Raw genomic sequence first — 17,722 nt, 5'->3', positions numbered from 1 at the left:
TCACGTCATGGGACGCGGAATCCTTTACGGCACCTTGGGCAATGGCGGCACCGCCTACTTCGCGGCCCGCAGCGACTTGTCCACCCTGCTCGAGGACCTCGAGTTGGTGCGGCCCACCGAGATGAACTTCGTCCCGCGCATCTGGGAGACGCTGTTCGGCGAATTCCAGCGGCAGGTCGAGCGTCGTCTGGCCGACGGCGGGGACCGTGAAGCGGTCGAGGCCGCGGTTCTGGACGAACAGCGCCAGTACCTGCTGGGCGGGCGCTTCATCTTCGCGATGACGGGCTCCGCACCCACCTCACCGGAATTGAAGAAGTGGGCCGAGTCGCTGCTCGAGATGCACCTGTTGGACGGTTACGGCTCGACCGAGGCCGGAATGGTGTTGTTCGACGGCGAGATTCAGCGGCCGCCGGTGATCGACTACAAGCTGGTCGACGTTCCGGATCTCGGTTACTTCAGCACCGACCGGCCGCATCCGCGCGGTGAGCTGTTGCTGCGGACCGAGAACATGTTCCCCGGCTACTACAAGCGGGCCGAGACCACTGCCAACGTTTTCGACGACGACGGGTACTACCGGACCGGTGACGTGTTCGCCGAGATCGGCCCGGGCCGCCTGGTGTATGTCGACCGCCGCAACAACGTGCTGAAGCTCGCGCAGGGCGAGTTCGTGACGCTGGCCAAGCTGGAGGCGGTGTTCGGCAACAGCCCGCTGATCCGCCAGATCTACGTCTACGGCAACAGCTCCCAGCCCTACCTGCTGGCCGTTGTGGTGCCGACCGAAGCGGCCTTGGCGGACAACGACATCGAGTCGCTCAAGCCGAAGATCGCCGACTCGCTGCAGAAGGTCGCCAAAGAGGCCGACCTGCAGTCCTACGAGGTGCCGCGCGACTTCATCATCGAGACCACCCCGTTCACGCTGGAAAACAGTCTGCTGACCGGGATCCGCAAGCTGGCGTGGCCGAAGCTGAAGCAGCACTACGGCGAACGGCTCGAGCAGATCTACGCCGACCTGGCCGCAGGACAGGCCAACGAGCTGGCCGAACTGCGCCGCGGCGGCGCCGACGCGCCGGTGCTGCAGACCTTGAGCCGGGCCGCGGCCGCCATGCTGGGGGCCGCGACCAGCGACCTGTCCCCCGACGCCCACTTCACTGATCTGGGTGGAGACTCGTTGTCCGCGTTGACATTCGGCAACCTGCTGCGCGAGATCTTCGACGTCGACGTCCCGGTGGGTGTCATCGTCAGCCCGGCCAACGACCTGGCGGCCATCGCCGCCTACATCGAGGCCGAGCGGCAGGGCTCCAAGCGGCCGACGTTCGCCGCCGTGCACGGGCGCGACGCCACGACGGTGCACGCCAGTGACCTCACGCTGGACAAGTTCCTCGACGAGGCCATCCTGGCCGGCGCACCGAGCCTGCCGAAGCCGGCGACCGAGGTGCGCACGGTGCTGCTGACCGGCGCGACCGGGTTCCTGGGCCGCTACCTGGCGCTGGACTGGCTCGAGCGGATGTACATGGTCGACGGCAAGGTCATCGCGTTGGTGCGGGCCAAGTCCGACGAGGAGGCGCGCGCCCGGCTGGACAAGACGTTCGACAGCGGCGACCCGAAACTGCTGGCGCATTACCAGAAGCTGGCCGCCGACCACCTCGAGGTGATCGCGGGAGACAAGGGCGAGGCCAACCTCGGTCTGGACCAGCAGACCTGGCAGCGACTGGCCGACACGGTCGACGTCATCGTCGACCCGGCGGCGCTGGTGAACCACGTGCTGCCGTACAGCGAGCTGTTCGGGCCCAACGCCCTGGGCACCGCGGAACTGATCCGGATTGCGTTGACGTCCAAGCAAAAGCCCTACACGTACGTGTCGACGATCGGTGTGGGCGACCAGATCCAGCCGGGCAAGTTCGTCGAGAACGCCGACATCCGGCAGATCAGCGCCACCCGCGAGATCAACGACAACTACGCCAACGGCTACGGCAACAGCAAGTGGGCCGGCGAGGTGCTACTGCGTGAGGCACACGACCTGTGCGGCCTGCCCGTCACGGTGTTCCGCTGCGACATGATCCTGGCCGACACCACCTACGCCGGACAGCTCAACCTGCCGGACATGTTCACCCGGCTGATGCTGAGCCTGGTCGCCACCGGTATCGCGCCCGGTTCGTTCTACGAGCTCGACGCCGACGGCAACCGGCAGCGGGCGCACTACGACGGACTGCCGGTCGAGTTCATCGCCGCGGCGATCTCGACGCTGGGAACACAGATTCTGGACAGCGACACCGGCTTCCAGACGTACCACGTGATGAACCCGTACGACGACGGCATCGGGCTCGACGAGTACATCGACTGGCTGGTCGAGGCCGGCTATTCGATCGAGCGCATCGCCGATTACTCCGAATGGCTGCGGCGGTTCGAGACCTCGCTGCGTGCCCTGCCGGATCGGCAGCGTCAGTACTCGCTGCTGCCGCTGTTGCACAACTACCAGAAGCCGGAAAAGCCGATCAACGGCTCGATGGCACCCACCGATGTGTTCCGCGCGGCGGTGCAGGAAGCGAAGATCGGTCCCGACAAAGACATTCCGCACGTGTCGGCTCCGGTCATCGTCAAGTACATCACCAACCTGCAGTTGCTCGGACTGCTCTGAGGTAGGCCAAACAGTAAGCCGCCCAGCCCTTTCGGACTGGGCGGCTTATCGTTGCTAACGACTACTGCTGCGGGTGCGGCCAGCGCAGGTACGCGGCGTTAGCACCGGCTCCCGCGCCGGCGAGGTTACGACGCCAGCCCCGCTTGGGCTCGGCGTCGGCAGCGGATCGCGGCTTGGTCAGCGCCCCCGAGGAGACCTCGGCGGGCTCGTCGTAAGTCGAATCCCGGTAGGGCTCAACGGCCGGCGCCGCGGCGCGGTCGGCGGCCAGCGGATGCACGTCGCGCGCCAGGCGCGCGGCGGTGCCGGCGAGCGCAACGCCACCCACGAAGACGATCAGCGCGCCCAGGCCCGAGAAGTAGGTGACCTCGAGCACCGCACGCTTGCGGTCGGTCGCGGCGATCGGGTCACCGGCGGAGCCGATTCCCAACAGGGGGGCGACCTGGCCGCCCACGACGAACCAGGCTCCGGCCAGCACAGCCAGCCAACCGCCCAGCATGGCGGCGACACGGTTCCCGGCGACGACCAGCAGCAGGCCGCCCAGTACGGCCGCCGCGCCTGGAGCGACCTCGAGCCAGCCCCGGGCCGTGCTCCACGCCCAGTCCCGGTCCGGCGTGTAGGCGAAATTGAAGTGCGGACCAACAAACGGTATTAACGCCCCCCAGGCTCCCAAGATGACCAGGAGCAATCCGCTGACCGCGCCGCGCGAGCGCGGCATACTCAGCCCGCGGGTTTGGCCGTCTTCTGCGTATTTCATGACATCCCCTCGTTGAATACCGGGTCGGTTTCCGGCCTGGGGTGGTTACCCAGCGTCTTCCACTACTAACCCATGAGGCAGGCGAAAGCCACCGCTGACCGTGGCTTTTGAGGCTGGTGAGACTGGTGTTACTACTGAAGGCCGAGCAGCAGGAGCGCGATCGCGATCGCCGGAAGGGTGCCCTGCGTCGCGGCCGCGCGCGCCTTATGCGGGTCGGACGCGACCAGAACCGTCGCGGCCGCGGCCATCGATCCGACACCGGCGAAGACAAGCGACGCTCCGATACCTATGTGCCCCAAGGCAACTGCGATGATGCCCACACCTGTGACGACGGCCAGGAAGAGGTTGTAGAAGCCTTGGTTGAAGGCGAGCAGCTTGGTGGTTTCGGCTTCGGCCTCGGTAGTGCCGAAGGTGGCGCGGGTGCGCGACGAGGTCCAGGTCAACGATTCCATCACAAAGATGTAGACGTGCAGCAACGCCGCCAGTGCGGCGAACACCATCGCGGTGGCGATCATCGCTCCTCCTGGCTGGTTCCGGCCCGCGGTGCGGTCAGGTTCCGCATGTCTGGGCGCCGGTGAACTTTACCGACCGGCAGCCACCCGAGGCAGGCTGACGCGCGAACAGGCCCCGGTAACCGAAGCTACCGGGGCCTCCCGCCTTACTTGGAACTACTGCGCTGCGTCTGCATGGTGGTGCCTGCGGAACAGGCCGCCACCCTCAGTGCGCCGACGCAACAAGCCGCCCTCGCCGGAACGCCGACGTAACAGGCCACCACCGGTGCGCTCGCGCGGCGCCGGCTCGGCGGCCACGGCATCCGACCGCGCTCCCGCCGGGACGCGACCCTCGTCGTACGTGGCCGGTTCAGCGGCCGGCACGGTTTCGCCTGCCACCGGCGCCGGTTCGGCCACGACGACGTCGCGTGCGTGGCGAACGGCCAGCCGCGCAACCGCGGCCCCGCCCAGGAACACGATCAGGGCGCCCAGGCCCGTGAAGTAGGTGACCTCGAGCAGGGCTCGCTTCAGGTCCGTCGAAGCCATCGGTTGACCGAGGTCACCGATGCCGAGGGTCGAGGCGAACGCGCGGCCCACGATGAACCAGGCGCCACCCGCGACCGCCAGCCAGCCGCCGAACACCGCGCTGGCACGGTTGCCGGACATCAGCACCAGCAAACCGCCCACCGCGGCCGCTGCCCCGGGGAGCACCTCCAGCCAGCCTTTGGCCGTCGTCCACGTCCATGCCGGATCGGCCATGTAGGCCCAGTCGATGTTGGGCCCGAAAAACGGCACCAATGCGCCCCACGCACCTAGAAGAATCAAAAGTAACCCGGTTAGCGCGCCGCGGGTACGTGGCATGTACAGCGCGCGAGGGCGGTCGTAGTCGTGGCTTCTGGTCCTCATCGGAACCTCCTTCGGACATTAATGACTGCTGTGGGGCTGGTTACCCGAGGGTCCTGGGGTGTAACCGCTCACGCGGTACCCAAGTGCCTGCTGAGGTCACTGTGGCGAGGTGAGGCCGGCGCGGCCGAGGCCGCGCGATGGACGGTGCGGGCGGGTCTGAGCTGGCCGGAGGCCCAGTAGGCCAGCGCACGGGCCCGCGCTCTGCGCAAAGGTCACGATTTGGCCGCGATTGGTCCGGCCGCTAGTCGAACAGACCGGCCTGACCGAAACCGGTGACCCCGGCCGGCGGCGTCATGCCGAGGTGTGTCCAGGCCTGGGCGGTGGCCACCCGGCCTCGCGGCGTCCGCGCGACCATGCCGGCGCGCACCAGGAACGGCTCGCAGACTTCCTCGACGGTGGCGGCCTCCTCACCCACCGCCACCGCCAGCGTCGACACCCCGACCGGTCCACCGCCGAAGCTGCGGGTAAGCGCCGAAAGCACCGCCCGGTCCAGGCGGTCCAGGCCCAGCTCGTCGACGTCGTAGACCGCCAGCGCGGCCTTGGCGACGTCCCGGGTGATCACGCCGTCGGCGCGCACCTCCGCGAAGTCGCGGACCCGGCGCAATAACCGGTTGGCGATCCGCGGTGTCCCGCGCGAGCGCCGGGCGATCTCCTCGGCCGCGTCGCCGCCGAGTTCGATGCTCAGGATGCCGGCGGAGCGGGCCAGCACCCGCTCTAGCTCGGAGGGCTCGTAGAAGTCCATATGCGCCGTGAAACCGAACCGGTCCCGCAGCGGGCCGGTCAGCGCGCCGGACCGGGTGGTAGCGCCGACCAACGTGAACGGCGCCACCTCCAGCGGAATCGACGTCGCCCCGGGACCCTTGCCGACCACCACGTCGACCCGGAAGTCCTCCATGGCCAGGTACAGCATCTCCTCGGCGGGCCGGGCGATGCGATGGATCTCGTCGATGAACAGCACGTCGTGCTCGACCAGGTTGGACAGCATCGCCGCCAGGTCACCGGCGCGTTCCAATGCGGGCCCCGACGTCATCCGCAGCGAGGACCCGAGCTCGGCCGCGATGATCATCGCCAGTGACGTCTTGCCCAACCCGGGCGGACCGGACAACAGGATGTGATCCGGTGTGCCGCCGCGGTTTTTCGCGCCTTCGAGGACGAGCTGCAGCTGCTCGCGCACCCGCGGCTGGCCGATGAACTCGCGCAGCGAGCGCGGACGCAGGCTGACGTCGATGTCGCCCTCGCCCACGGTCAGTGCCGGGGAGACCTCTCGTTCCTCGTAGTCGTCCGTCATCGGGACTTACCCAGCATCGACAGGGCGGCGCGTAGGGCGGCCGTCGTGGTGGCTTCGTGATCCGTGGCCAGCACCTTGTCGGTGGCGTCCTCCGCCTGCTTGACGGCGAAACCGAGCCCGACCAGGGCCTCCACCACCGGTCCGCGTATCGCGTGGCCATTGAGGCACGCGGCCGGGGACGCTCCCCCGGTCGCGAAGCCGGCGCCGACCTTGTCGCGCAACTCCAAGACCATCCGTTCGGCGCTGCGCTTGCCGATCCCGGGCACCCGGGTCAGCGCGGTGACGTCGCCGTCGTGCAGCGCCTGTCGCAGCGCCCCGGCGTCGTGGACGGCCAAGGTCGCCATCGCCAGGCGCGGGCCGACCCCCGACACCGACAGCAGCGTCATAAACAGATCGCGGGTGTCGGTGTCGGTGAAGCCGTACAGCGTCATCGAGTCCTCGCGGACGATCATCGCGGTGATCAGCCGCGCCTCGGTCCCGGTCCGCAGCGTGGACAGCGTCGACGGTGTCGCGTTCACCCGGTAGCCGACGCCGGCGGCCTCGATCACCACATGATCGAGCGCCACCTCGAGAATCTCGCCGCGCACCGAGGCGATCATCGCGCGGCCTTCAGCTTGGCATCCAACCTGGCTTTGTATTTTCGTTGCTGCTCGGCGGCCATCGCCTCCGCCGCGGCCATCCGGGCGATCATCGGCGCCCGCCAGCAATGGCAAATCGCCAACGCCAGCGCGTCGGCGGCGTCGGCCGGTGTCGGCTTGGCTTGCAGCGCAAGGATTCTGGTGACCATGGCGGTGACTTGGACCTTATCGGCCGCGCCGTTGCCGGTGACCGCGGCCTTGACCTCGCTGGGTGTGTGGAAGTGCACGTCGATGCCGCGCTTGGCCGCCGCCCGCGCGACGACGCCGCCGGCCTGGGCGGTGCCCATCACCGTCGACACGTTGAGTTGGGAGAAGACCCGCTCGATTGCCACGACGTCCGGTTGATGGGTGGCCAGCCAATGCTCGACGGCATCGCTGATCGTCAGCAGCCGCTCGGCGAGCGGCGCGTCCGAGGGCGTGCGCACCACGTCGACATCGAGCGCGACGACCGTGCGCCCGCGCCCGGTCTCGACGACCGACAGACCGCATCGGGTCAGGCCGGGATCGACGCCCATCACCCGCATTCCCCGCTCCCACCTAGTAGAACAGCTGTTCGATACCCTAGCGGCCGGCACCGACGCGCGCGGGTAGGACACGCGGCGGCGCGGCCGATTCCCGGGGTGAGTTGCGGCGCCGAACCCGCCGAAAAGCTGTTAGCTTTAGCCCACGTTCGCTCGAGCATCGTGGCAACAGAGGGGTTGGCGTGGGATCTCTGCTGGTCATAATTGCCGTGCTGCTCTTCATCGCATCCATCGTGGTGCTGGTGGTGGCTTTGCGACGACCCAAGCAGCCGGCCCAGCGAGGCGGGCGCCAGGATCCGCTCGCCTCCGACGCGATGCCGCAGTTCGGGCCGCGCCAACTCGGGCCCGGCGCCGTCGTCAGCTACGGCGGCATCGACTACCTCGTGCGCGGTTCGGTCACCTACCGCGAGGGACCGTTCGTGTGGTGGGAGCACCTGCTGGAGGGCGGCGACCAGCCGCTCTGGTTCAGCGTCGAGGAGGACGACGGACGCCTGGAACTGGCGATGTGGGTCAAACGCAAGGACGTGTCACTGCGCCCCGGCGACCAATACGTCGTCGACGGCGTGACGTTCCACGAGTCCGAACGCGGCCGCGCCTCCTACACGACCGAAGGCGCGACCGGCCTGCCGGCCGGCGGCGAGATGGAGTTCGTCGACTGCACCAACGCCGACGAGTCGGCGCTGCTCTCGTTCGAGCGCTGGGCGCCGGACATGCCCTGGGAGGTATCGACGGGCAGGTCCGTCTCGCCGGGCGAGATCACCGTGTATTCGGCGCCCCCACCCAGCTCGGCGTAGGGCTAAAGGTTCAGGTCGGTGCCCCTTCATCAGCTCGCCGTGACTCCGGCGGACGTATCCGGGGAAAGGCTGGGACTCGCGCTCAACGCGCCCGTGCCCGCGCCCCTGGCCAGCTGCCGGCTGGGCCACCCCGCCGGTGGCGCCACGCTCCTGCTGGGCGTGCTCGGCGCGTCACACGTCGTGGCGGTCGAGCACGCGTTTTCCGAGGAAATCTCTTGCACGGCACGCAATCTCGGGGCCGAGCTGCCCGAGCGCACCGACGCGCCCGGGTACACCTTGCGGTCGCGCACCGACACCCGCGACGAGGCGAGCTTTCGCCGGCTCGCGCGGGACCTGCGAGGCCGGTGCGCGCGCCGGGCGGGCTGGCTCGGCGGCACGTTCCCCGGCGATGACGCCGCGCTGACCGTGCTGGCCGCCGAACCCGACGGCGCGGGCTGGCGCTGGCAGACCTGGCACCTCTATCCGGCCCGCATCCCAGGCGGCGGCGGAACGGTGGTCCACACGGCCAGCCGGTGGCGCCCGTGAGCCGCAACCGCCTGTTCGTGATCGCCGGAGTGCTGGGCGCTGCCGCCGTGGCGTGCCTGATCGTCGGGATCGTCCTGTTGCAGAAGAACATTGCCTCGTACGTGGCAGGCCACTATCACGAGTACGCCCGCGACGCGAACGGGACTCGCTACCAGTGCACCGGTTCACCCGAACAGGTCGCCGACACGTTGGCCGACTATGCCCAACCCGACGCGCGGGCCGACAACGGCAAGACCGAGTACCTGCGCTACAGCAACAACATCGTGGTCGTCGGCCCCGACGGCGGTTACCCGTGCAGCATCCGCGTCGAACCGCTGAGCGCCGGCTACAGCCACGGCGCCTTCATCTTCCTGGGCCCCGGATTTTCCCCTGGATCCCCGTCGGGCGGCGCCGGAGGCACCCCCGGCGGGCCCGGCGGAATCAAGTGAACGCAAAGGAGAACACCATGTACCTCGCCGTCGAGATCGGCACCGTCGACCTCAATCCCGTGCTGAAGGGCGCGGTCGCGACGATCCTGTACTTCGTCGTCGGCATGGCCGTGCTTCTCATCGGGTTCTACGCGGTCGACGTGCTGACCCCGGGGAAGTTGCGCCAGCTGGTGTTCATCGACCGCCGCCCCAACGCCGTGGTGGTCGCGGGCGCGATGTATATCGCCCTGACCGTCGTCATCATCACGGCCATCGCCAACAGCTATAGCCAGCTGGGCCAGGGGCTCCTGGGCGTGGCGGTGTATGGGCTGATGGGCGTGATCCTGCTGGGCATAGCGCTGCTGGCGATGCACCTACTGATACCGGGCAGCTTCCACGAGCACATCGACGAGCCGGAGCTGCACCCGGGATCCTTCGCCGTGGCCTTGATACTGCTCGCCGTGGGAGGGGTGACCGCCGCGGCGGTGTCATGAGCGCTGTCGATGTGCGGCCGCCCGAGGTGGCGCCGTCCGCGGGACCCTCGGATCGGTGGCGGGCGCTGCTGCTGGCCGCGGTCGCGGCGTGCGCGGCGTGCGGCATCATCTACGAACTCGCGCTGCTGACGCTGTCGGCCAGTCTCGACGGCGGCGGAATCGTCGCCACCTCGCTCATCGTCGCGGGCTACATCGCCGCGCTGGGCGTGGGCGCCCTGCTGGTCAAACCCTTGCTGGCCCACGCGGCGATCACCTTCATCGCCGTCGAGGCGCTGCTGGGCATCATCGGTGGACTTTCGGCGGCGGCGCTGTACGTGGTGTTCGCTTTCGTGGACGGGTCGACGTGGGTGCTCGCGTTGAGCACGGCGCTCATCGGTGGCCTGGTGGGTGCCGAGGTGCCGCTGTTGATGACGCTGCTGCAAGGTGGCCGGATAGCCGGCGCGGCCGATGCCGGGCGGACGCTGGCCAACCTCAACGCCGCCGACTATCTGGGCGCGTTGCTGGGCGGGCTGGTCTGGCCGTTCCTGTTGCTCCCGCAGTTGGGGATGATCCGCGGTGCGGCCGCCACCGGCATGATCAACCTGGCGGCCGCCGCCGTCGTAGCGATTTTCCTGTTGCGCCAAGTGGTTTCGGCGCGGCAGCTGATGCTGGCGATCTGCGCGCTGGCCGCGGCCGTGGCGCTACTGGCCACACTCCTGCTGCGTTCGGCCGACATCGAAACAACGAGCAGGCAAAGGCTTTACGCCGACCCGATCATCGCCTACCGGCACACGGCCTATCAGGAGATAGTGGTGACCCGCCGAGGCAATGACACCCGGCTGTATCTCAATGGGGGCCTGCAGTTCTCCACCCGCGACGAATACCGCTACACCGAAAGCCTGGTCTATCCCGCCCTCGGCGGGGTTTCCCAAGGCGCCCACTCGGTGCTGGTGCTCGGCGGCCGCGACGGCCTGGCGGCGCGCGAATTGCTGCGCCAGCCAGGCATTTCCAAGATCGTGCAGGTCGAGCTCGACCCCGCGGTGATCGACGTCGCGCGGACCACGCTGCGCGCGGCCAATGGCGGCTCGCTGGACAACCCCCGGGTGTCCGTGCTGACCGAAGACGCGATGAACTGGTTGCGCGGGCCGAACGTGGACCGATTCGACGCGGTGATCGTCGACCTTCCCGACCCCGACACACCCGTGCTGGGCCGGCTGTACTCCAGGGAGTTCTACGCGCTGGTCGGCCGCGCGCTAGCTCCCGGTGGGCTGATGGTGGTGCAGGCGGGCAGTCCCTTCTCCACCCCGACGGCGTATTGGCGCACCGTATCGACGATCCGGGCGGCCGGCTACGCGGTCACGCCGTATCACGTGCACGTGCCCACGTTCGGTGACTGGGGATTCGCCCTGGCGCGGCGCGGCGACGTCGCACCCACGCCTACGGTGCCTCCCAATGCGCCGCCGCTGCGTTACCTCAACCAGCAGGTGCTCGACGCCGCCGGCGTCTTCTCCGGCGACATCGGGCCGCGCCCCGTGGAGCCGTCGACGCTGGAGAATCCGCGCATCGTCGAGGACATGCGGCACGGGTACGACTAGTCCTGATGGCGCCTTTGGTCACGCCGAGCGTGCACTCAGGGCGAAAAATCGTCCTGAATCTCGCCCTGAGTGCACGCTCGGCGAATGCCGAACTATTCGTCGTCGAGGGCGGCGAGCACCTCGTCGGACAGGTCGACGTTGGTCCAGACGTTCTGCACGTCGTCGCTGTCCTCCAGCGCGTCGACCAGCTTGAATACCTTCCGCGCGCCCTCGACGTCGACCGGCACGCTGACCGACGGCTGGAAGCTGGCCTCGGCCGATTCGTAGTCGATGCCGGCGTCCTGTAGCGCCGTACGCACCGCCACCAGGTCGGTCGGTTCGGAGATGACCTCGAAGCTCTCGCCGAGGTCGTTGACGTCCTCGGCGCCGGCATCGAGCACGGCGGTCAGCACGTCGTCCTCGGTGAGCCCGTTCTTTTCCAGCGTGACGACGCCCTTGCGGGTGAACAGGTAAGAGACCGAGCCGGGGTCGGCCATGTTGCCGCCGTTGCGGGTCACCGCCACCCGGACCTCGCCGGCCGCGCGGTTGCGGTTGTCGGTGAGGCACTCGATCAGCACCGCCACGCCGTTGGGGCCGTAACCCTCGTACATGATGGTCTGGTAGTCGGCGCCGCCGGCCTCCTCGCCCGCGCCCCGTTTGCGGGCACGCTCGATGTTGTCGTTGGGCACCGACGTCTTCTTCGCCTTCTGGATGGCGTCGTAGAGCGTCGGGTTGCCCGCCGGGTCGCCACCGCCGGTGCGGGCTGCGACCTCAATGTTCTTGATCAGCCGGGCAAATTCCTTGCCGCGGCGCGCGTCTTTGACGGCCTTCTGGTGCTTGGTGGTGGCCCACTTGGAATGGCCGCTCATTGCTGTCCTATCTGAAGTCCTCTTGTTTTTGTGGCCAGACGAGTCTACGTGGGCGGTCGGGGTGGGTTGCCCGGTCACTGCCCCGCCGTCTCAGCGGCCCCAAGGGTCACAGCACCGTGCATCGGCGTCCGTCGCTGGGCGGATGTGCCCACCGCGATCGTCAGCCGGTGACGAGGTCGACGAACAGGTGGTGGATGCGCCGGTCACCGGTCATCTCGGGGTGAAACGCAGTTGCCAGCTTGCGGCCCTGCTTCACCGCGACGACGTGGCCGGCCGCGCTGGCCAGCACCTCGACATCGTCGCCGGCGCGCTCCACCCAGGGGGCGCGGATGAATACCGCGCGCACCGGATCGTTCAGTCCCGCGAATGGGATGTCACCCTCGAACGAATCGACCTGTCGCCCAAATGCGTTGCGCCGCACCGTCATATCGATCGCGCGCAGCGGCAGCGCCTCGCGCCCGCCCGCGCCGGCGTCGAGGATCTCGCTGGCCAGCAGGATCATCCCGGCGCACGCGCCGTAGGCGGGCAGCCCGTCGGCCAGTAAGCCCCGCAACGGCTCCAGCAGCCCGAGATCCAGAAGCAGGTGGCTCATGGTGGTCGATTCCCCACCGGGGATGACCAGCCCGTCCACCGCCTCCAGCTCGCTGCGCCGGCGCACCGGCATCGACTCGGCTCCCGCCTCGCGAAGGGCCGCCAGGTGCTCGCGGGTGTCGCCCTGCAGCGCCAGGACGCCGATCCGCGGGGCGCTCACTGGTTGGCCGGCTGGAAACCGCGCCTGAAGCGGGTCAGCCCCTCCTGCATGACCGCCGCGACCATCTCGCCGGACTGCGTGAAGATCTTGCCCTGGCACAGCGAACGGCCGCCGCTGGCCGACGGCGAGCTCTGGTCGTAGAGCAGCCACTCGTCGGCCCGGAACGCCCGCATGAACCACATCGCGTGGTCCAGCGACGCCACCTGTAGGTGCTCCCGGACGTCGAGATGGGTGACCTGCGCCGATCCCAGCAGCGTCAGGTCGCTCATGTAGGCCAGCGCGCAGATGTGCAGCACCGGGTCGTCCGGCAACGGGTCGCGGTGGCGGAACCACACCTGCTGCTGGGAGGCCTTGCCCGGCAACAGCTGCAGCCGCTCGCGCGGCACGATGCAGACGTCCCACTCCTCGAACTGCTTGAAACCGGCGTCGTCGAAGACCTTGATCGAGTTCAGCCCCGGCAGGCCGTCCGGTGGCGGCGCGGCCGGCATGGAGTCCTGGTGATGGATGCCTTCCTGATCGGTATGGAAGGAGGCGCCCATGCTGAAGATGATCTCGCCGTGCTGGATGGCGTTCACCCGCCGCGTGGCGAACGAGCCGCCGTCGCGGGAGCGTTCGACGATGAAGACCGTGCGCGCTAAAGCGTCCCCGGGCCGCAAAAAATACCCGTGCAGCGAGTGCACCTGGTACCGCGGATCGACGGTGCGCACCGCCGACACGAGCGACTGGCCGGCCACATGGCCCCCGAAGGTGCGCTGCAGGAATCCCGACTCTGGGCTGAAGATGCTGCCACGGTAGATGTTGACCTCGAGTTGCTCGAGATCGAGGATCTCTTCGATCGCCACGGACTGTTTTTACCAGCCGCGTTCGGCCAGCCGGTGGGGCTCCGCGATCTGCTCGACGTTGATGCCGACCATCGCCTCGCCCAGCCCGCGCGACACCTTGGCGAGCACGTCGGGGTCGTCGTAGAAGGTGGTGGCCTTGACGATCGCGGCCGCGCGCGCAGCCGGATCGCCGGACTTGAAGATGCCCGAACCCACGAACACGCCCTCGGCGCCGAGCTGCATCATCATCGCCGCATCGGCCGGGGTGGCGATGCCGCCCGCGGTGAACAGCGTGACCGGCAGCTTGCCCGCCCGGGCCACCTCGACGACCAGGTCGTGGGGCGCTTGCAATTCCTTTGCGGCGACGTACAACTCGTCTTCCGACAACGACGTCAGGCGGCGGATCTCGCCGCCGATCGCCCGCATGTGTGTGGTGGCGTTGGAGACGTCACCGGTGCCGGCTTCGCCCTTGGAACGGATCATGGCCGCGCCCTCGCTGATGCGGCGCAGCGCCTCCCCGAGGTTGGTCGCCCCGCACACGAACGGCACGGTGAACTTCCACTTGTCGATGTGGTGGGTGTAGTCCGCCGGGGTGAGCACCTCGGACTCGTCGACGTAGTCCACGCCGAGGCTCTGCAGGATCTGCGCCTCGACGAAGTGACCGATGCGGGCCTTGGCCATCACCGGGATGGTCACCGCGGCGATGATGCCCTCGATCATGTCGGGGTCGCTCATCCGCGACACACCGCCCTGCGCGCGAATGTCGGCGGGCACCCGTTCCAGCGCCATGACGGCGACGGCGCCGGCGGCCTCGGCGATCTTGGCCTGCTCGGGGGTGACGACGTCCATGATGACGCCGCCCTTGAGCATCTCGGCCATGCCGCGCTTGACGCGCGCCGTTCCGGTTCGCCCGTTACTCGGGTGGGCGGTACTCACTGCATGATCTCCTTCAACCGTTGTCGACCCAGTCTAATGAGGCGCTTTGGCCCGCGTTGACGCCGCGGCGTCAGCGGATGGACAGCAGCGGCCCGGGGGTCCGGCCGCTGGCGAGCGCGGCCGCGTCGGTGAGCAGTCCGGATAGTTGCATGGGGTAGACCGTCTCCCCGGCCGCGACGAGTGCGGCGATGTCGGCAGCGTCACACCAGCGGTGGCCGTGGATGTAGCTGTGTTCCAGCTCGGTTCGGCCCGTGCGCGACGGCTCGAACCGGTCGGTGCGGTAGACGAAGTAGAACTCCTCGCTGTCGATCAGCGAGCCGTTGAACTCGAAAACCTCGTCACGCCGCCAAACCGGTCCGACCATCTCCGCCGGGGCGACCCGCAGACCGGTTTCCTCGGCCAGCTCCCGCGCGGCGGCCTCGGCCAGCCGCTCCCCTTGCTGCACCTCGCCGCCCACCGTGAACCACCACTTCGGCGCGTGCTGGGCAGCGAGCGCGGGATCCGACCCGCACAGCAGCAGAACCGCGCCGGTGTCGTCGAGCAGCACGATGCGCGCCGAGGTGCGGTGGTTGAGGACCCCTTGAAAGCCCAAGGCGCCGTGGGCCAGGGCGTGCGGCCGCTCGACGATCTCGAAATAGCTGGGCAGCGAGGCGGTCCCGCCGAGGCGGAACAGCCGCACCAGGGGCCGTTCGGCCAGGGCCAGGGTGTCCCGGACCGCGTCGTTGTGGAAGCGACGGGCCAGCACCACACGGGCCTCGGCATCGGCCAGCTCGGCGATCAGACCCGCCGGCAGCGATGCCGGATCGACGACGGCCAGCGCGGCCGACAGCTCATTCTCGGCGTTTTCCCGCGCGGGCCGCGGCGCCCCCTCCGCGGCGTCGGCCAGGGCCGCCAGCCGCCGCCCTTCGGAGGCACCGCCGTAGGCGTCGATGGCGACGGCCCGCGACACCACCGCCCGCCGTGCCAGTGCCCCGTCGAGCGCCTGCCACGACAGGTCGTAGCGGACGTGCAGTCGATCCAGCCGGTTCGCCGTCCGGTACGCCCAGACACCGAAGACCGCCAGCACCGCGACCAGCGCCGCGATGGCGACAATCAGCCATGTCATCAACCGGCCACCTCAACCTTGGCGCCTGACGCGGCGACCGTCTCGTAAACCCGCATGATCTGGCTGGCCACCACCGACCAGTCGTAGCGCTGGACGGCTGCCGTACCGGCCGTCACATAACGTTCCCGCAGCACATCATCCTCCACCACCGCGATCAGCGCATCGGCAAGCGCGTCGCCGTCGCCGACGGGTACCAGGCATCCCACGTCACCGTTGCCGAGCACGCGGCGGAAGGCGTCCAGGTCGCTCGCCACCACCGGGGTGCCGGCGGCCAGCGCCTCGACCAGGACGATGCCGAAACTCTCCCCGCCGAGGTTGGGCGCGCAATACACGTCAGCGCTGCGCATGGCCGATGCCTTTCCGGTGTCGTCGACCTGGCCGAGAAAACGGACGTGGTCCACCAATTCGCCTGCCTGGGCGCGCAATTGGTCTTCGTCGCCGCGCCCGACGACCAGCAGCTGCACCTCGGGGAAGCGCTCGACGAGCGCAGGCAACGCATCCAGCAGCACCGACATGCCCTTGCGCGGCTCGTCGTAGCGGCCCAGAAACAGCACCGTCTTGCCCGCACGCGGGTAGCCGTCCAGGTGCGGGGCCGAGGCGAACGAGGCGACGTCGACGCCGTTGGGAATCTCCACCGCGTCGGTGCCCAGCGCCTCCATCTGCCAGCGCCGTGCCAGATCGGAGACCGCGATCCGGCCGACGATCTTCTCGTGCATCGGGCGCAGGATCCCCTGAAACACCGTCAGCGTCAGCGATTTGGTGGTGGACGTGTGAAACGTGGCGACGATCGGGCCCCCGGCGATGTTGAGGGCCAACATGGACAGGCTTGGCGCGTTGGGCTCGTGCAGGTGCAGGACGTCGAAATCACCTTCGGCGAGCCACTTTTTGACCTTGCGGTGGGTGGCCGGCCCGAACCGCAGCCGGGCCACCGAACCGTTGTAGGGAATCGGGACGGCCTTGCCCGCCGAGACGACATAGTCGGGCAGCTCGGCGTGGGGCGAGGCCGGCGCGAGCACGCTGACATCGTGGCCTCGGGCGCGCATCACCTCGGCCAGCTGCAGGACGTGCGACTGCACCCCGCCCGGAACGTCGAACGAGTAGGGACAGACCATCCCGATCCGCATCAGGTTTCCTTCAGCCGCGCCTGCTTGGCTTCGGGGAGGTCGGCCAGCCACTGCGGCTGCATCATGTGCCAGTCCTGGGGGTAGGCGGCGATGTTCTTCTCGAACTGATCGGCCAACGCCTGGGTGATGACGCCGACGTCGCCGCTGCTGCAATCCAGCGACGACTGTATATCGACGCCCCATCCCCGGTCCTCGAACCAGCAGTGCGCCGGCAGCAGGGCTGCGCCGGTCGCGATCGCGAGCTTCGCGGGCCCGGCCGGCATCCGGGTGGGTTCGCCGAAGAAGTCGACCTGGACGCCGCTGCGGGTGAGGTCGCGCTCGGCCATCAGGCACACCACGCGGTTGTCCCGCAGCCGATCGCACAACACGTCGAACGGCGGCCGTTCCCCCCCGGACAGGGGCAGCACCTCGAAGCCGAGGCCTTGACGGTAGGCAATGAAGCGCCGGTACAGCGACTCGGGTTTGAGTCGCTCGGCGACGGTGGTGAAGGTGCCGTGTGTCTGCGCCAGCCATACCCCCGCCATGTCCCAGTTGCCGCTGTGCGGCAACGCGATCACCGCGCCGCAGCCGCGGGCCAGCGCCGCTTCGATGTTGTCTGACCCTAGGACCGAGTCGTGCAGCTCGCGGCCCAGCTTGGCCAGGTCCATGCCCGGCAGGCGGAACGCCTCGCGCCAGTAGCGGGCATAGGAGGCCAGCGAGGCCCGCATCAGCGAGTCGGGCACGTCCTCGGGTGGCACGCGCAAGACGCGAGCCAGGTTCCTGCGCAGCTGCTGTGGCCCGCCGCCGCGGGCGGCGTAACGTGCTCCGGCCTCAAAGGCGTTGCGCGCGGCGAACTCCGGCATCGCACGCACCGCCATCCAGCCCGACGCGTACGCCCAGTCGGCGCCGGCGCCACCCGTGACACGGCCCGCCATGCGGCCGGCCAGCTGGCGCAGCGGTTGTGCCCCAATCATTTTCATGCCTGACGGAGTGGGTATCACGGCTCGCCCACCAGCCGGTCGGTCGCACCGGGCGAGGTGCGTACCGTGTGCAGCCGCTGCGCGCAGGTCACCACGCTGGCCGCGGCCAGCACCCACATCGCCACGGGCAGCGCGGGCGGCCAGGCGACGA

19 protein-coding genes and 1 pseudogene are annotated in these 17,722 nt (G+C 68.9%); 6 read left to right on the top strand and 14 right to left on the bottom strand.

What is annotated here, in order from left to right; all coding sequences use genetic code 11:
- The coding region (car, locus tag A5652_RS10680) for a carboxylic acid reductase (protein WP_067350339.1) at positions 1 to 2,635 on the top strand (2,635 nt) is incomplete at its 5' end.
- A 61-nt stretch (positions 2,636 to 2,696) separates the two neighbouring features.
- Here the strand turns inward: car and A5652_RS10675 are convergent.
- From A5652_RS10675 to ruvC, 6 genes are all read right to left on the bottom strand, one after another.
- Positions 2,697 to 3,389: a hypothetical protein gene (locus tag A5652_RS10675; RefSeq protein WP_067350330.1), complete on the bottom strand. Its 693-nt coding sequence runs from the start codon at positions 3,387 to 3,389 to the stop codon at positions 2,697 to 2,699.
- A 131-nt stretch (positions 3,390 to 3,520) separates the two neighbouring features.
- Positions 3,521 to 3,904 (bottom strand): DUF1304 domain-containing protein, encoded by a 384-nt coding sequence (locus A5652_RS10670; RefSeq protein ID WP_067350328.1) that lies wholly within the window; start codon positions 3,902 to 3,904, stop codon positions 3,521 to 3,523.
- A gap of 153 nt (positions 3,905 to 4,057) precedes the next feature.
- Entirely contained in the window at positions 4,058 to 4,786 is a 729-nt protein-coding gene (locus tag A5652_RS10665) for a hypothetical protein (protein WP_067350326.1), read from the bottom strand.
- Between the two features lie 241 nt (positions 4,787 to 5,027).
- A complete protein-coding gene (gene ruvB / locus A5652_RS10660) occupies positions 5,028 to 6,074 on the bottom strand; it encodes a Holliday junction branch migration DNA helicase RuvB (protein WP_067350324.1) in 1,047 nt (348 codons plus the stop codon).
- The gene (ruvA, locus tag A5652_RS10655; protein ID WP_067350322.1) at positions 6,071 to 6,673 is read right to left on the bottom strand and encodes a Holliday junction branch migration protein RuvA; all 603 of its coding nucleotides are present in this window, start codon (positions 6,671 to 6,673) and stop codon (positions 6,071 to 6,073) included. The genes ruvB and ruvA overlap by 4 nt, the downstream gene beginning before the upstream one ends.
- Positions 6,670 to 7,236, bottom strand: a complete 567-nt coding sequence (gene ruvC, locus A5652_RS10650; RefSeq protein ID WP_067350320.1) for a crossover junction endodeoxyribonuclease RuvC — start codon at positions 7,234 to 7,236, stop codon at positions 6,670 to 6,672. The genes ruvA and ruvC overlap by 4 nt, the downstream gene beginning before the upstream one ends.
- 179 nt (positions 7,237 to 7,415) lie before the next feature.
- On the opposite strand from ruvC, the gene A5652_RS10645 reads away from it, so the two are divergent.
- From A5652_RS10645 to A5652_RS10625, 5 genes are read left to right on the top strand one after another with little or no spacing between them, the layout of a single operon-like run.
- Positions 7,416 to 8,027, top strand: a complete 612-nt coding sequence (locus tag A5652_RS10645) for a DUF4178 domain-containing protein (protein ID WP_067350317.1) — start codon at positions 7,416 to 7,418, stop codon at positions 8,025 to 8,027.
- A gap of 18 nt (positions 8,028 to 8,045) precedes the next feature.
- Complete coding sequence (locus A5652_RS10640; protein ID WP_067350314.1) at positions 8,046 to 8,552, top strand: DUF2617 family protein; 507 nt, start codon at positions 8,046 to 8,048, stop codon at positions 8,550 to 8,552.
- Positions 8,549 to 8,980, top strand: coding sequence for a DUF4247 domain-containing protein (locus A5652_RS10635; protein WP_067350334.1), 432 nt, complete (start codon positions 8,549 to 8,551; stop codon positions 8,978 to 8,980). Before A5652_RS10640 ends, A5652_RS10635 begins: the two co-directional genes overlap by 4 nt.
- A 17-nt stretch (positions 8,981 to 8,997) precedes the next feature.
- Entirely contained in the window at positions 8,998 to 9,453 is a 456-nt protein-coding gene (locus A5652_RS10630; protein ID WP_067350310.1) for a DUF350 domain-containing protein, read from the top strand.
- Positions 9,450 to 11,027, top strand: coding sequence for a polyamine aminopropyltransferase (locus tag A5652_RS10625; RefSeq protein WP_067350307.1), 1,578 nt, complete (start codon positions 9,450 to 9,452; stop codon positions 11,025 to 11,027). The genes A5652_RS10630 and A5652_RS10625 overlap by 4 nt, the downstream gene beginning before the upstream one ends.
- Positions 11,028 to 11,119: 92 nt before the next feature.
- Here A5652_RS10625 and A5652_RS10620 read toward each other — a convergent pair whose 3' ends face one another.
- From A5652_RS10620 to A5652_RS27510, 8 genes and pseudogenes are all read right to left on the bottom strand, one after another.
- Entirely contained in the window at positions 11,120 to 11,875 is a 756-nt protein-coding gene (locus tag A5652_RS10620; RefSeq protein WP_067350304.1) for a YebC/PmpR family DNA-binding transcriptional regulator, read from the bottom strand.
- Between the two features lie 160 nt (positions 11,876 to 12,035).
- Positions 12,036 to 12,626 carry a pyridoxal 5'-phosphate synthase glutaminase subunit PdxT gene (gene pdxT, locus A5652_RS10615; RefSeq protein WP_067350301.1) on the bottom strand — a complete coding sequence of 197 codons (591 nt, stop codon included), beginning with the start codon at positions 12,624 to 12,626 and terminating at the stop codon, positions 12,036 to 12,038.
- Positions 12,623 to 13,468 carry an acyl-CoA thioesterase II gene (gene tesB / locus A5652_RS10610; RefSeq protein WP_067350298.1) on the bottom strand — a complete coding sequence of 282 codons (846 nt, stop codon included), beginning with the start codon at positions 13,466 to 13,468 and terminating at the stop codon, positions 12,623 to 12,625. The genes pdxT and tesB overlap by 4 nt, the downstream gene beginning before the upstream one ends.
- Before the next feature lie 9 nt (positions 13,469 to 13,477).
- Complete coding sequence (pdxS, locus tag A5652_RS10605; RefSeq protein ID WP_067126751.1) at positions 13,478 to 14,383, bottom strand: pyridoxal 5'-phosphate synthase lyase subunit PdxS; 906 nt, start codon at positions 14,381 to 14,383, stop codon at positions 13,478 to 13,480.
- A gap of 70 nt (positions 14,384 to 14,453) precedes the next feature.
- Complete coding sequence (locus tag A5652_RS10600) at positions 14,454 to 15,488, bottom strand: NUDIX domain-containing protein (protein WP_067350294.1); 1,035 nt, start codon at positions 15,486 to 15,488, stop codon at positions 14,454 to 14,456.
- The gene (locus tag A5652_RS10595) at positions 15,488 to 16,612 is read right to left on the bottom strand and encodes a glycosyltransferase family 4 protein (protein ID WP_067350291.1); all 1,125 of its coding nucleotides are present in this window, start codon (positions 16,610 to 16,612) and stop codon (positions 15,488 to 15,490) included. Before A5652_RS10595 ends, A5652_RS10600 begins: the two co-directional genes overlap by 1 nt.
- Positions 16,612 to 17,526: a phosphatidylinositol mannoside acyltransferase gene (locus A5652_RS10590; RefSeq protein ID WP_232001157.1), complete on the bottom strand. Its 915-nt coding sequence runs from the start codon at positions 17,524 to 17,526 to the stop codon at positions 16,612 to 16,614. Before A5652_RS10590 ends, A5652_RS10595 begins: the two co-directional genes overlap by 1 nt.
- Before the next feature lie 62 nt (positions 17,527 to 17,588).
- Positions 17,589 to 17,722: pseudogene (locus A5652_RS27510) on the bottom strand (CDP-diacylglycerol--inositol 3-phosphatidyltransferase); the annotation flags it as partial.

The sequence above is a fragment of the Mycobacterium sp. 1165178.9 genome (genome assembly GCF_001673555.1).
Lineage (GTDB): Bacteria > Actinomycetota > Actinomycetes > Mycobacteriales > Mycobacteriaceae > Mycobacterium.
Note: the sequence above shows the minus strand (reverse complement) of the source record. Positions and strands in the feature narration are given on the sequence as shown.